The 14,272-nt window shown below is 69.9% G+C and carries 12 protein-coding genes and 1 pseudogene; 3 read left to right on the forward strand and 10 right to left on the reverse strand.

The genetic code is table 11. From position 1 onward, the window contains the following. Positions 1 to 7 precede the first annotated feature (7 nt). The 6 genes and pseudogenes from mnhG to HQ312_RS05270 all read right to left on the reverse strand — a co-directional run bounded on the left by mnhG (position 8) and on the right by HQ312_RS05270 (position 6,392). The gene (gene mnhG / locus HQ312_RS05245) at positions 8 to 355 is read right to left on the reverse strand and encodes a monovalent cation/H(+) antiporter subunit G (protein WP_027506245.1); all 348 of its coding nucleotides are present in this window, start codon (positions 353 to 355) and stop codon (positions 8 to 10) included. A 95-nt stretch (positions 356 to 450) separates the two neighbouring features. Next, positions 451 to 702 (reverse strand): annotated as a pseudogene (locus HQ312_RS05250) (monovalent cation/H+ antiporter complex subunit F); the annotation flags it as partial. Next, a complete protein-coding gene (locus HQ312_RS05255; RefSeq protein WP_235578870.1) occupies positions 699 to 1,364 on the reverse strand; it encodes a Na+/H+ antiporter subunit E in 666 nt (221 codons plus the stop codon). The pseudogene HQ312_RS05250 and the gene HQ312_RS05255, both read right to left, overlap by 4 nt. Further along, positions 1,361 to 3,004 carry a Na+/H+ antiporter subunit D gene (locus tag HQ312_RS05260; RefSeq protein WP_037186104.1) on the reverse strand — a complete coding sequence of 548 codons (1,644 nt, stop codon included), beginning with the start codon at positions 3,002 to 3,004 and terminating at the stop codon, positions 1,361 to 1,363. Before HQ312_RS05260 ends, HQ312_RS05255 begins: the two co-directional genes overlap by 4 nt. Then, positions 3,001 to 3,570 (reverse strand): Na(+)/H(+) antiporter subunit C, encoded by a 570-nt coding sequence (locus tag HQ312_RS05265; protein ID WP_027506246.1) that lies wholly within the window; start codon positions 3,568 to 3,570, stop codon positions 3,001 to 3,003. Before HQ312_RS05265 ends, HQ312_RS05260 begins: the two co-directional genes overlap by 4 nt. Continuing rightward, a complete protein-coding gene (locus HQ312_RS05270; protein WP_222638015.1) occupies positions 3,567 to 6,392 on the reverse strand; it encodes a Na+/H+ antiporter subunit A in 2,826 nt (941 codons plus the stop codon). The genes HQ312_RS05265 and HQ312_RS05270 overlap by 4 nt, the downstream gene beginning before the upstream one ends. A gap of 135 nt (positions 6,393 to 6,527) precedes the next feature. Between HQ312_RS05270 and HQ312_RS05275 the strand changes: the two genes are divergently transcribed. Continuing rightward, positions 6,528 to 6,938 (forward strand): NUDIX domain-containing protein, encoded by a 411-nt coding sequence (locus HQ312_RS05275; protein WP_027506248.1) that lies wholly within the window; start codon positions 6,528 to 6,530, stop codon positions 6,936 to 6,938. An 11-nt stretch (positions 6,939 to 6,949) separates the two neighbouring features. Here HQ312_RS05275 and HQ312_RS05280 read toward each other — a convergent pair whose 3' ends face one another. Further along, complete coding sequence (locus HQ312_RS05280; protein ID WP_222638016.1) at positions 6,950 to 8,362, reverse strand: hypothetical protein; 1,413 nt, start codon at positions 8,360 to 8,362, stop codon at positions 6,950 to 6,952. Next, positions 8,359 to 9,609, reverse strand: coding sequence for a hypothetical protein (locus HQ312_RS05285; protein ID WP_222638017.1), 1,251 nt, complete (start codon positions 9,607 to 9,609; stop codon positions 8,359 to 8,361). Before HQ312_RS05285 ends, HQ312_RS05280 begins: the two co-directional genes overlap by 4 nt. Positions 9,610 to 9,676: 67 nt before the next feature. On the opposite strand from HQ312_RS05285, the gene HQ312_RS05290 reads away from it, so the two are divergent. Beyond that, on the forward strand, positions 9,677 to 10,426 hold the full coding sequence (locus HQ312_RS05290; protein WP_027506251.1) for an isocitrate lyase/phosphoenolpyruvate mutase family protein: 750 nt from the start codon (positions 9,677 to 9,679) through the stop codon (positions 10,424 to 10,426). Between the two features lies 1 nt (position 10,427). Here HQ312_RS05290 and HQ312_RS05295 read toward each other — a convergent pair whose 3' ends face one another. Then, entirely contained in the window at positions 10,428 to 12,620 is a 2,193-nt protein-coding gene (locus HQ312_RS05295) for an AAA family ATPase (RefSeq protein WP_222638018.1), read from the reverse strand. Positions 12,621 to 12,695: 75 nt separating this feature from the next. On the opposite strand from HQ312_RS05295, the gene HQ312_RS05300 reads away from it, so the two are divergent. Then, positions 12,696 to 13,406, forward strand: a complete 711-nt coding sequence (locus HQ312_RS05300; protein WP_222638019.1) for a type 1 glutamine amidotransferase — start codon at positions 12,696 to 12,698, stop codon at positions 13,404 to 13,406. On the opposite strand, the gene HQ312_RS05305 is transcribed toward HQ312_RS05300, so the two are convergent. Next, positions 13,403 to 14,257 carry a phosphatidylcholine/phosphatidylserine synthase gene (locus HQ312_RS05305; RefSeq protein WP_261782095.1) on the reverse strand — a complete coding sequence of 285 codons (855 nt, stop codon included), beginning with the start codon at positions 14,255 to 14,257 and terminating at the stop codon, positions 13,403 to 13,405. The genes HQ312_RS05300 and HQ312_RS05305 overlap by 4 nt on opposite strands. Positions 14,258 to 14,272: the final 15 nt, after the last annotated feature.

Raw genomic sequence — 14,272 nt, forward strand, 5'->3', positions numbered from 1 at the left:
TCGATGATCAGGCTCGGTCGTTGCGCTCGTCCGCGCGCAGCTCGTCGACCATGAAGAGGTCGTCACGGCTGCTCTGCTCGCGATAGGCGACCTGGCCCACGGTGTGCGCGATGATCGGCGCCGTGAGCACCGTGAAGACGCCGACGAGGAAGATCATCCAGATGTCGACGTTGCCGCGCAGGCTGATGAACGCGCCGATGAGAATCAGGATCAACCCCACCACCTGAGGCTTGGTGGCGGCGTGCATGCGGGACAACGTGTCCGGGAAGCGGACGACTCCGATGGCCGCCGTGAGCGCGAGGATCGATCCCAGGATGATCATCGTGCCGCTGATGATGTCGAGGACGAGTGTCATGACTTCCCCTGCCGTCGGTCGCGGGACTCGTCTCCGCGGGGTGGGTGCGGGGTCCGCGCCGTGGCGGCGGCCGCGGCGCGCCGGGTCTCGGGTGTGTCGGCGACGCGGAACCGCGCCACGCTCACCGACCCGACGAAGCCCACCACCGACAGCGCGACGATGGACGGCACCAGCGTGGTGTCGCGGGAGTACACCGCCCACACCATCACCCCGCAGACCGTGAGCGCGATGAGCGTGTCGACGGCGACGAGGCGGTCGAGCGAGTTGGGGCCGGCGAGAAGGCGATACGCGGTGATGACGGCGGCGGACAGCAGCATCACGCCGGAGACGATCAGGACGACGGTCACGACCGGTCCTCCTTCCGGTCCGACCTGCGGGCGGACGAACTCTCGTCGCCGGACTTGTCGGAGTAGTCGGTGCTGATGTCGTCGACGGTGTCGGCCACGCTGTCCACGTCGGTGTCCGCCATCGATTCGATCTCGGTGGCCGGGTGCCATTCCGGGTCGCGCTCGAACGCGGAGATGAAGGCCGTCTCGTAGGCACGCACGATGGTGCGGAACTGGTCCACCGCATCGGGTTTCGCGACGTCCAGGACGTGGATGTACAGCACCCGATCCTCGCGGTCGATGTCGAGCACCATGGTGCCGGGCACCATGTTCAGCGCGTCCACCATGAACGTCAGCACCAGGTCGGACTTGATCTGCACCGGGTAGCGCAGCACCGCGTTGACGGGTGACGGTCCGGGACGGATCGCGGCCCAGGCGACCTGGACGCTGGACACCGCCGCGTACCAGACGAGCACGCCGATCAGTCGCACCACCGACAGGGGGTGCACCCGGCCCTCGACCGGAACGCGCGGGAGCGCGAGCACGGTCATCACGAACGTGCCGACCGCGAGACCGCCCAGGATGTTGGCCGCGGAGACGTTGCCCCACAACAGCACCCACACGCCGGTGAGCCATGCGAGCAACGCGGCCTTGAGGGCGACGTCGCGACTCATGAGGGTCATCGTCCTCCCTCCGCCGGTGCGTCGCGTCCGTCCGCGTAGGTGACGGGATCGTCGACGGTGCCCAGCACGGCCGAGATGTAGACGTTGCGGTCACGCAGGTCGTCGGCGGCGCGGTCGCTGATCCCGATGAACGGTCCGGCGAACACGGTGAGCGACAGTCCGACGAGCACCAGTCCCACCGTGGGGACGAGCATCCCGACCGGCATCCGGCCCGGATCGACGCGGCTGTCGAAGTCGACGTCGTTGGCGTTGTCGAGCAGCGCGGTGGGGGAGTCGTCCGACATCTCGCCGTCCGGGGCGTCGGCGCGGGCGCGCCAGAACGCCTTGGTCCACACACGGGCGACGACGTAGAGCGTGAGCAGGCTGGTGATCGTGCCGCCCGCGACGAGGACCCAGGCCAGCACGCTCGCCTTGTCCGCACCGGCCTGCAGCAGCGCCACCTTGCCGATGAAGCCGGAGAACGGGGGGATGCCGCCGAGGTTGAGCGCGGGAACGAGGAACAGGATGGCCAGGAGCGGGCTGGCCGCGGCGAGACCACCGAGCCGGCGCAGCGACGACGACCCGGCCTGGCGCTCGATGAGACCGACCACGAGGAACAGCGTGGTCTGCACCAGGATGTGGTGGGCCACGTAGTACACGGACCCGGAGAGACCGGCCTTCGTCGACAGCGCGACACCGAAGATCATGTAGCCGATGTGCGAGACCAGCGTGAACGAGAGCAGACGCTTGATCTCGCTCTGGGCGATGGCACCGAAGATGCCGATGACCATCGTGAGCAGACCGGCGACCAGCAGCACGTTGTCCATGGCGCCGTCCGGGAAGAGCAGCGTGTGGGTCCGGATGATCGCGTACACACCCACTTTGGTGAGCAGGCCCGCGAACACGGCGGTGACCGGCGCCGGTGCCGTCGGGTAGGAGTCGGGGAGCCAGGCCGACAGCGGGAAGACCGCGGCCTTGATGCCGAACGCGACGAGCAGGATCGAGAAGATCGCGAGCCGCGTGCCCTGCGGGATGTCGTCGAAACGCAGCGCGAGCTGGGCGAAGTTCAGAGTGCCCGTGGCCGCGTACGTGGCGGCGATGCCCGCCAGGAAGATCATCGACGAGACGACGGAGACCATGACGTACGAGACGCCGGCACGCACCCGTTCGGCGCTGGCACCGAGCGTCAGCAACACGAACGACGCGACGAGCAGGACCTCGAACCCCACGTACAGGTTGAACAGGTCACCGGCGAGGAACGCGTTGCACACACCCGCCGTGAGCGCCAGGTACGTCGGTAGAAAGATCGACACCGGCTGATTGGCGTCACCGTCGCGGATGCCCTGCCCGACGGCGTAGACGATGACGGCCAGCAGCACGATCGACGAGACCACCAGCATCAGAGCGGACAGGCGGTCGACCACCAGGGTGATGCCCATCGGCGCCTCCCACCCGCCGACCTGCAGCGCGGTGGTGCCGTCCCGGTCCGCCAGGTAGAGCAGGACGCACGAGACGGCGGTCACGGCGACGAGCGCGACGATGGTGACCGCCCGCTGCGCGCGTGGCTTCCGACCGAGCACGAGGCACAGGGCGGCCGCGAGCAGCGGGATGAGGACCGGGAGCGGGGTGAGGGTTCCGATGATGGTCGGCGACAGCGTCATCGGGAGTCACCCGCCGGCGTGGAGACGTCGTCCCGGTCACGGAACTTGCCCTCGTGGAGATCCTCGTAGCACTCGAGGTCCTCGCGGTTGGCGATCTGGTCGAGAGGAATCGGGTTTCCGTCCTTGTCGAAGGCGTCTCCGGCCTCGCCGGGCTCGCCGGTGATCGGATCGTCGGACTTGTCGCGGTCCGGAGCGTCCGCGAGGCTGCGACGCGTGAGCACCTTGGTGTCCTCGGGGTCGTTCTCGACGACGTCCGCGATGTTGATCGTGTACGACCGGTACGCCAGGGCCAGCACGAAGGCCGCGATGCCCATCGTGATGACGATGGCCGTGAGGATCAGGGCCTGCGCCAACGGATCCGCGTCACCGTCGGCGACCTCGGACACGCGTCCGACCACGGGTGGATTGCCCGACCCACCGCCGGAGGTGAGGATCAGCAGGTTCAGCCCGTTGCCCATGAGCAGCACGCCGAGCAGCATCCGGATGATGCTGCGTTCGATCAGCAGGTAGACCCCGGCCGCGATCAGCGCGGCGACGACCACGAGCATTCCGATGTTCGCGGTCACTGGCGGCTCATTTCGATCTGCGCGTCGAGGCGCGCTCCGAGGCTTCGAAGGACGTCGAGAACCAGTCCGACGACGATGAGATAGACACCCAGGTCGAAGAACAGGGCGGTCACCATCTTGATGTCGCCGAGGATCGGGAGCGTCACCTCGAAGGTGGCGGACGACAGCACCGGTGCTCCGAGGAACAACGAGGCGAGGGCCGTACCGCCGGCGAACAGGAGGCCGATGCCGAGAATCTTCCCGGCGTCGAACGGCACCGTCTCGCCGAGCTCGTAGCGGCCACCGGCGAGGTAGCGCAGCACGAGGGCGAGGCCGGCGGTGAGTCCACCCGCGAAGCCGCCGCCGGGCGCGTTGTGGCCGGCGAAGAAGAAGTAGATGGACAGCATCATGACCGTCGGGAACACCAGGCGAGTGGTGATCTCGAGGACCAGGACGCGGTGCTTGGGGTCGATGAGATCGCTGCCGCTGAGCCACGTGATCTCGGACGCGACCTGCTGGCCGTCCATCGCCGACGGGGCGTCGGACACGCGCGGCGCACTGCCGAAGCGACGATTGCGGAACACCAGGCTGGCGACGCCGGTGGCCGCGACGAGCAGCACCGAGATCTCGCCGAGGGTGTCCCAGGCGCGGATGTCGACCAGGATCACGTTGACCACGTTGCTGCCGTCACCGAAGTTGTACGCGGCGTCCGGGAGCAACTCCGCGATGGGGCGGGTGCTACGTGCGTTCATCGCGAACGCTCCCACCAGCGTGACCGTGATGCCGACGAGCACGGCCAGGGCAGCGCGTGCCGGCTTGCGGCCGAACGCGCGCCCCTCGTCGATCTCCGCCGGCAGCTTGCGCAACACGAGAACGAACACGACCAGCGTGAGCGTCTCGACGAGGAACTGGGTCAGCGCGAGGTCAGGCGCACCGTGCACCGCGAACAGCACACCGCAGCCGTAGCCGGTGACACCGACGAGCAGCACCGCTGCCAGACGGTTCCTCATCACCACGGCGCCGATCGCGGCCGCGACCATGATGGCGCCCACGACGAGCTGGATCGGGGAGTCGGCGAGACGACTCTCGACGCCGGTACGGGTGTAGACGATCAGCGACACGAGCGGGAACAGAGCGAGGGTGGCGAGGATGGTCGCCTGCGTGCCGGGAAGCGAACCGCGCTGGGTGGTTCCGGTGAGGCGCAGCGACAGCAGGTCCATCAGGTAGAGGACGCGGTCGTACACCCGGTCGGCGTTCAGCGGCACGGCCGGGACCGTTCGCGCGATCGCCTTGTGCACCCGGTAGAGCAGGACGCCGACGAGGATGACGACGACGGTCAGACCCAGCGGGAGGTTGACGCCGTGCCACAGCGCGAGGTGGTAGTCCTCCGCGCCGTAGGACGGCAGGGTCTTGCTGTACGGCGCGATCAGGGTGTCGACGACCGGCGCGGCGAGGCCTGCCACCAGTCCGAGGACGGCGAGCAGCACGGGCGGGAAGAGGAAGAACCATCCCGGTGCGTGCATCGAGGCGACGGCGGCGCTGGGCTGCCGCAGCTTCTTACGACCGAAGGCGCCCCACACGAAGCGCAGGCTGTAGGCGACGGTCAGGATCGAGCCGACGACCATCGCGGCCAGCACCAGCGCAGACGAGAGCGGACCCATCGCGTCCGAGTCGAGCGTCGACTCGAACGCGGTCTCCTTGCCGATGAAACCGAGGAACGGCGGAAGGCCCGCCATGCTCGCCGCCGCGATCACGGCCGTCGCGGCGAGAACGGGTGACCGGTCCCCGAGATGCGCGAGCTTGCGCACGTCGCGGGTGCCGGTCGAGTGGTCGATGATGCCCACCACCATGAACAGCGCGGCCTTGAAGAAGCCGTGGGCGAGGACCATCGCGAGGCCTGCGAGCATCGCCGTGCGCGAACCGATGCCGACGATGGCGACGAGGAAGCCGAGCTGGCTCACCGTGCCGAAGGCGAGCACGAGCTTGAGGTCGTACGCACGCAGTGCGCGGTAGCCGCCGACGAGCATCGACGCCAGACCGAGCGTGAGGATGGTGAAGCGCCAGGGCCCGGCGTCGGCGAAGCCCGGTGCGAGACGCGCCACCAGGTAGATGCCGGCCTTGACCATCGCCGCGGCGTGCAGGTACCCGCTGACGGGTGTCGGCGCGGCCATGGCGCCGGGCAACCAGAAGTGCAGGGGAACGATGGCCGACTTGCTCAGCGCGCCGACCAGGACCAGGACCAGGGCGGTGCCCGCCAACCAGCCGCGCGGAGCCGCCTCGATGACGTCGGAGAGGTTGTAGCTGCCCACCGTCTGGCCCAGCACGATGATGCCGACCAGCATGGCGAGACCGCCGGCCGTGGTGACCAGCAGAGCCTGCGTCGCGGCGCGTCGACTCGAGGCGCGCTCGGCGTAGTGCCCGACCAACAGGAACGACAGCACCGTCGTCAGTTCCCAGAAGATGTAGAGCATCAGCATGTTGTCGCTGGTGACCAGCGCGAACATGACACCGGCGAATGCGACGAGCTCCGCGGCGAAGATGCCCAGACGGGGCTCGTCGTCCTCGAAGTAGCGAGCGCAGTAGAGCAGGATCAGTGCGCCGATGCCGAGCACCAGCGTGGACATGACCGCGGCCAGGGAATCGAAGCGCAGATCGATGTTCATGGAGAGTCCGGGGACCCACTCGATGGACAGTCGCTGCTCGGTGTTCCAGTTCGCGGCCACCCACACGAGCGAGGCGGCCGGCACCGCGGCGAGCGGAAGAAAAGCCTGTCGTCCCCACAGACGCACGAGAAGCGGCGCGATCAGCGCGGCCACCGTGTGGGCAACGAGAATGGAAAGCAAGAGGCACTCCGTCGTGGACGTCGGGGCGGCGGGGTGTCGGACGCACGAGACGTCGTCCACTCCATACTACCGGTGCGGGTCCACGCCCTCGCGGTCAGCGATACCCACCCCCGGTACGGGTATGGTCACCGGGCGATGACCGAACCACTGCGCACCGCCGCCCTCGCCCTCGTCCGTGACGGCCGGATGCTGCAGGCCCGGTCGGTCGGCAAGCGTGCGTTCTACATGGTCGGCGGCAAGATCGATCCCGGTGAGACACCACTCCAGGCGCTGCACCGCGAGGTGCGGGAGGAACTGGGCGTCGACGTCGTCGAGTCGTCGGTGCACCTGCTGTGCGTGGTCGAGTGCCCGGCGTTCGGCGACCCCCTCGGCCGTGATCTGCACATGACGTGCTTCTCCGCCGACCTCACCGGCGAACCTCGGGCCACCAGCGAGATCGCTGATCTGCGGTGGTTCACCGTCGCCGAGTACGCCGCCATGCCGGATGTCGCGCCGGGATCGATGCGCGTCTTCCGGCACCTCCAGGCGCAGGGCCTGGTGATCTGAGGAACCCGTGCTCACGCATGGGGTGCAGGGGGCTCGGCGTCCGGCTCGGGGGCATCTGTGCGCCGGGACAGCCACACGATGCGGAGCGTGCAGAGCGCGGCGACCCCGAGCAGGAGGTAAGCGGAGGTGTGGTCGGTGGACGTGTACTCGGCCATGACAGTGTCGAGGTCGCCGATCACCGACAGGCTCCCCGTGTACGCGTCGCCGGTGGGCTGGTCGGACCCGATCGACAGCTGATTCAGCCACTCGGGGTCGAGTGTCTGCGCCGGTACCGGCGCCGCCGCAGCGACGAGGATCGCGAGCCCGGGCAGCGCCGCCGCCAACGGCCGCACCGTCGCGTGCGGATCCGCGGTGACGGCGGTCAGGGCGATCGGAACGAGCGCGGCCACGACCCCGAGTGCTGCCGCCGACACCTCGTCGACGCTCACGAGGGCAGCGCCCATCGGCAGCACGGTGAGTGCCAGGGCCGCGAGCCAGGACGTGATGCGTCCGACCGGGAGCCGCCAGGCCAGGACGGCGCCGAGGACCAGTCCGCCCACGCCCGCCACGGTGAGCAGCCGGGAGTCGAGCAGGGTGCGGGCGCCCACGTTCCACATCGCGACGGCAGCGACAGTGACGAGGATCGCGACCAGCACCGTTCGTGCATCGGCCGACTCCCACCGTGCGGCGACGCGGTCCACGACGACGAGTGCCACGATCAGCACGACGATCGCCTTCCACAGTGCGTACTCGCCGGTGCCGACGATCTCGACACCCACGCGGCAGACGACGGCGACGATCACCGCGTAGACGGTGAGCCGCACCAGTTCGCGGGCGGTCGGGTCCTCGTCGGGATCAGCGGCCGGTCGATGCAGAACGGCGGCGACGATGCACGCCGCGAAGGCGGAGCCGATCAACCACCAGGCCGGTTCGCCGAACACACTGGTGCTGTCGAGACGCGTCGCCACGAAGGCGGCGGACGCGGCGGTCGTTCCGACGGAGGCGAGCAGCGTTCCGCCGAGCACGCCGGTCGCGAGGGCCACCCATCCGGCGGCGGATCGCCGGGTGGCGTGCAGGACGAGGCCGACCAGCACACCGGCCACGCACGACTTGAGAATGTGCAGTGCGGTGAAGACGGCCAGGCTCGCCGCTTCGGGAATCGCCACCTTGGTGAAGGCGAGCACCACGACCAGCAGGGCCGCGCACACCCAGGGGGCGATGCGTGTCGGCATCCGCAGTCCGACGGCCAGCGCGACGGTGACCACCACCAGCACCTGCCCGACCACGGTGGCGGTGGACTGGGTGGACGACCACCCGATCAGATCGTCGACGGTGGCCGCGAACGGCCACGTGTCGCTGCGGGGGCCGGACCACGCGAGAGCGCCGAGAGCTCCGACGAGCGCGGCTGCGAGGAGGGAGGCGGCGAGGGCGATGTGGTGTCTCACCCGCGGCGCCGTCGGATCAGTTCGGCGCCGACGGCGCACAGAGCGAGGCAGGTCACCGTCACCAGTGTCCCTGCCGTGGGCTCGGTGAGGGTGACGGACCCCGACTGCAGGGTGAGGGGCGTGTACGCCGTCCAGCCGAAGTCCGCCGAGATCGGGGACGAGGGCATGGTCGTCAGAGCGAGGGGGACGAGCAGGCCGGCGCCGACGACAGCGGCGGGTGACGGCACGTCGACGGACGCGGCGCCGGCCCCGACGACGGCGCCGGTCGCGAGCGCCGCCGCGATGACGGCCACCCCGGTGAAGGACGTTCCGAGGTGGATCGCCGCCACCACGGCCGCGCAGCACAGGATGGCCAGCGGTGTGCCCACCGCGGGTCGTGCATGGGCGCCTGCCGCGGCGCCCACGGCGCAGGCGAGTGCGACCCCGACGACGAGGAGAAGGGGGAGGGCCGTGGTGCCCGCCGTCGTGAGGACGACGACGGAGGCCGGCCGCGTCGACAACCACAGCACGGTGCCCGCGACGACGAGGACGCCGCCGCTCGGCAGTGCCAGAGCGACACCGACGAGCACCAGCGTGACGACGATCGTCGACACCGACCACGCGGCCGTCGTGGTCACCGCGCCCAGCCCGGCTGCTCCGGCGGCGGCCGTCAGGTTCGTGACCAGCACCGGGACGAGTCCGACGAGGGCGACGATCACCGCCGTCAGGGCGGTGCGAGTCGAGGAACTCCGGGACGAGCGCAGCGTCCTCGACTGCAGACCGATCGCGAGCACTGTCACCACCATCGCGGCGACGAGTGCGATGGTGCGGGACGTCGTCGTGTCGGTGTCGACGTAGGAGGCGTAGCGCCGCGGTATCGCGACGACGGTGATGCTCAGGACCAGAGAGACGGTCGACGCGACTCCGAACGCGGCGACCCACAGGCGTCGGACCGAGGCGAGGACGGCGAGCACGCCGAGGACGACGCCACTGCCGAGCGCCCCCAGCAGGGACAGGGCGGCCGAGGATCCGAGAGTGCCCAGAACCAGCGCTGCGCCGCCGACGGCAGCGAGGACCGCGGGTGCGGCTCTGCTCGATCGTCCCGTGAGCAGCGCGGCCACGGCCACGGCTGCCACCACCGCTGCGGGGCCGTTGCCGGTGTCGGTGACGAGATCGGGCGACGTCACGGCATGCACGGCGGTGCCCGCACCGACGACGAGGGCGATCGGCGTCGACACGGCGTCGAGACGTCCACCGGATGCGCTCACGCAGCGAACCTATCGGTCTTCATCCGGTTTCGGGAATCGACAGCGGCCCCCCTCGGTTGCCCCGAGCATGACACTCGCAACGAAGGCCACGACCCTCCTCGAACTGCACGTCCCCGGAAACCCGGTGATCCTTCCGACCGTCTGGGACGCCTGGTCGGCGAACCTCGCGGTGAGCGCGGGTTTCACTGCCCTGACCGTCGGCTCGCACCCGGTGTCCGACTCGATCGGCAAGCCGGACAACGAGGGCATCACCTTCGACGAGTTGCTCACTCGCATCCGTCAGATCACTGCCGCCGTCGACGTGCCGATCTCCGTCGACATCGAGTCGGGCTACGGCGAGGATCCGAAGCGTCTCATCGAGGGGCTGATCGACGCGGGTGCGGTGGGCCTGAACATCGAGGACACCGTGCACAGCGAGGGCGGCCGTCTGCGTGAGGCGCAGGAGCACGCCGACTTCGTCGGTGCACTGCGCGCAGCCTCGGATGCCACCGACGTCCACGTGGTGATCAACGCCCGTACCGACCTCTTCGTCAAGCAGATCGGTGACGAGAACGACCGCGTCGACCGCGCCATCGCCCGCCTGAAGCTGGCGGCCGCTGCCGGTGCCGACGTGCTCTACCCGGTCGGCTTCCACAGCGACGACGATCAGAAGCGACTCACCGCGGAGCTCCCGTTGCCGGTCAACGCCATCGGCCACCCGGTGAAGAACTCGAAGTCCGCCCTCGCGCAGCTGGGTGTCGGCCGTGTCAGCTTCGGCCCCATCTTCCAGATGGTGCTCGCCGAGCGCGCGAACGAGGTGCTCGCCGACTGGGCGTGACCTAGTCCCTCGTGCTGTAGGCCTCGAGAGCGGCCACCTGCACCGGATCGAGTGACGGCCGGACGGCGTCGCGCGCAGTCGCGACGTCGTCCGCTGTCACGACGGCGGTGTCGACGTCGCGGCGCATCGCGGCGAGAGCCGCCTCGCGCAGCAGTGCCGCACAGTCCGCGGCGGAGTACCCGTCGAGATCCTCGGCCAGAGAGTCGAGATCGACGTCGTCCGCCAGCGGCACCGAGGCTCCGGCCGTCGCGAGGATCGCGCGACGCGCCTCGGCGTCGGGCGGCGGTACGAACACCAACTTCTCCAGTCGTCCGGGCCTCAGCAGTGCCGGGTCGATGAGCTCGGGCCTGTTGGTCGCGCCCAGGATCACGACGTCCTGCAGCGGCTCGACGCCGTCCATCTCCGTGAGCAACGCGGCCACCACGCGATCTCCGACGCCGGAATCACTGCTCTGCCCGCGGCGCGGTGCCAGGGCGTCGACCTCGTCGAGAAAGATGAGCGACGGTGCCGAGTCCCGTGCTCGCCGGAACAGTTCGCGGACGGCCTTCTCCGACGAGCCGACCCACTTGTCCATCAACTCCGCGCCTTTGACGGCGTGCACGCTGAGTTGCCCCGAGCTGGCGAGTGCCCGGACGACGAACGTCTTGCCGCACCCCGGCGGGCCGTAGAGCAACACGCCCCGCGGCGGCTCGACACCGAGCCGCGCGAAGGAGTCGGGATGGCGCAGCGGCCACAACACCGCTTCGGTCAGCGCCCGCTTCGTCTCCACCATGTCGCCGACGTCGTCGAGGGTCAGGCTGCCGACCGCGAGTTCCTCGGTGCCCGACCGGGAGAGTGGCCGGATCACCGACAAGGCCCCGACCAGATCGTCCTGTGTGAGAACGGGATCGGCCGAGTCCCGGTGGGCACGCACCGCGGCCCGGACGGCTGCCTCCCGGCACAGGGCAGCGAGGTCCGCGACGACGAATCCGGGTGTGCGCAGGGCGATCTCGGCAGGGGTGATCTTCCGGGTCGGAACATCACGTAGCAGCGCCTCGAGCAACGCGGCGCGCTCGACCGATTCCGGAAGCGGGAGTGCGAGCTCGCGATCGCACAGATCAGGTCCGCGCAGACGCGGATCAGCGGCGTCCGGCCGTGACGTCGTGCAGATCAGGACGGTTCCCGGTGTCTGCACCACCTGTCGCAGGCGATCGAGGACGAGAGTCGACACCGGATCCGCCGCAGAGCCCCGTCCGTCGGCGGACAGGGGGAGCAGCGCATCCACGTTACCGACGAGAAGCACTGCACCGGTGGGACTGTCGGTCAGTCGATCGGCCGCGGCGACCACCGCGGCCAACCGGTCCTCGGGGGCGAGCGACCCGACCGACGGACCGTCGATCTCCACCAGCCTGCGACCGGCGGCGACGGCGCGAACGAAGGTGGACTTGCCCACGCCGCCCGGCCCGGTGACCAGGACGCCGAGCTGGGCCGACGCGCCGAGAGTGCGGAGCAGCTCGGGGCGATCGAGCGAGAGTTCGAGCCACTCCGTCAGTTTCGCCGCCTGGTCGCGCACACCGACCAGGTCGTCCACCGGAATCACGGGCTGGGGCGGAGCCTCGACGGGTTGGGGTGTCGCGCGGGCGTTCGAATGTCCGCGGGCAGCGGCGCCGCGCGTCACGGCCGTCGTGGGCTGGATGCTGACGATGCCGGCCGGGTCGGTCGACGTGACGGTGAGCAGTTCGGTGGTCCACGCGACACCGACCGTGCGCGAGAGCGTCTGCGAGACCGACGTGGTGGAGGTGCCCGGCCCCAGGTCGCGGGGCAGGAGCGATACGGCGTCGCCCGCGACGACCACCTTTCCCAGCAGTGCTCGGCGCAGCGTCGCGTCGTCGAGCGCGGTGGTCGTCGCGGATCCGTGCACCAGGACGGTGCGTGCCGCCTGCACCGAGACGGGAGCGACGACGACCGACGCGTTCTCCGTCAGTCCCGCGTTCGACATCGTCACGTCGTCGAGCAGCACGGTCCCCGTGGGCGTTCCGGCCGGTGCCTGTGCCACCACGGTGGCGGTACGCCTCGCGCCGATCAACTCGACGGCGTCCCACTCGTGCAGTCCGAGCGCGGTGAGCACCTCCGCGTGCACACGGACCACCCCGCGGCGGGCATCGGCGGCGGAGGTGGTGAGGCGAACGGTCAGGGCGAGATCGGGGGTGCTCACTCCCCGAGCCTATCGAGCCCACCGGCCCGGGCTCTCGCTCCAGCGTGTGCAGCCTGGCCCGCTTATGCTGCGCGCATGACCCGTGCCGCCCTCGTCTTCCACGAACGTGACCACGCCCTCGGCGTCCGGAACGTCGGCTCGATCGGCCCGGCTCTCCGCGATCGTGGGTTCGAGACGACGACCTTCTCGTTCGAGGGTGACAGCCGCGATGCGGACCGGCCCACGGCCTCGTCGTTCGACCTGATCGTGCTGATGGGCTCACCCGACGCCGCCTACGACGATGCGCTCCCGTGGCTGGCGGAGGAGATCACCTGGCTCGGTGATGCTGTCGCGCAGCGCGTTCCGGTCCTCGGTGTGTGCTTCGGTGGTCAGCTGCTCGCGCGGGTGCTCGGCGGGACCGTCACGCGTGCGGCCGAGTCGGAGCACGGATTCGTGACCGTGCGGACGGAGTCCGACGAGCTGATCGCGCAGGGTCCCTGGATGCAGTTCCACGACGACACGTTCACGCTCCCGCCGGGCGCCGAGCCGCTCGCGACCACGGCGGCCGCACTGCAGGCCTTCGTCTCGGGACCGCACATCGGTCTGCAGTTCCACCCGGAGATCACGGTCGACGTGTTCGAGTCGTGGATCGAGGGGTGGGACGCACGGGGAGTGCGGGCGGAGGTGGAGGCGAGTGTGGACGTCCCCGCGATCCGCGCGGAGGTCGCGCGCCGGGAGCAGGCCTCCATCGAGGCCTGCTCCCGGTTGATCGACGCGGTCCTCGCTCGTGCGGGAGTGTCCCGCTAGATCTCGTCGCGGGGCGGGACGTCGGCTGCTCGGGCGCTCGGTGACCGGAGTCGGAGCCGAGCCGAACTCGCCGTGGCGCGGGCGGGACGCCGCCGCCGGGCGATACCGGTGCGTGCCGGGCGGTCCTTGCGCATCGCTCGTCGTACGGCCCGTCGCTCGGCGGGCTTGGCCTCCCACGTCTCGGGCCGCGCGGCCACCCATCGCTGCGACCGCACCGCGAACGGGATGTGGAGCAGATACAACACGATCAGGACCATGAGCAGCACGAACGGGAATGTGATCAGTGCCGCGCCCGCCAGGCCGACGAGGATCAGCAGCAACGTCGCCATTCTCGGCGGAACCGAGACGGTCTTGAACGCCATCGTCGGGATACGGCTGACGATGAGCAGGGCCGACAGCACCACCCAGGTGGCGACGACGTAGTACGAGGACCACCAGCCGTTGCCCCACTGCTCCTCCGCAGCGAGCGGGAGGAGTGTGACCAGGGCCCCCGCCGGAGCGGGGACACCCACGAAGTACTCGCCGGCGAACGCGGGCCGGGATTCGTCGTCGAGAAGTGTGTTGAACCGGGCGAGGCGCAGCACGATGCTCACCGCGTAGATGAGGGCGATGACCCACCCGCCGCTGCTGCCCTCGAGCAGCGTCACGTACAGCACCAGGGCCGGCGCGACGCCGAAGGAGATGGCGTCGGCGAGCGAGTCGAGCTCGGCTCCCATCCGGCTGGTCGCGTCGAGCATGCGTGCGATGCGACCGTCGAGGGCGTCGAAGACGGCGGCTGCGCCGATCATGGCCAGCGACAACCCGAGTCGACCGTCGAGCGCGAACTTCACGGCGGACAGTCCTGCGCACATCGCCAGCACCGTGAC

It is taken from the genome of Rhodococcus sp. BP-316, assembly GCF_019836105.1.
In the GTDB taxonomy this organism is placed as follows: domain Bacteria; phylum Actinomycetota; class Actinomycetes; order Mycobacteriales; family Mycobacteriaceae; genus Rhodococcoides.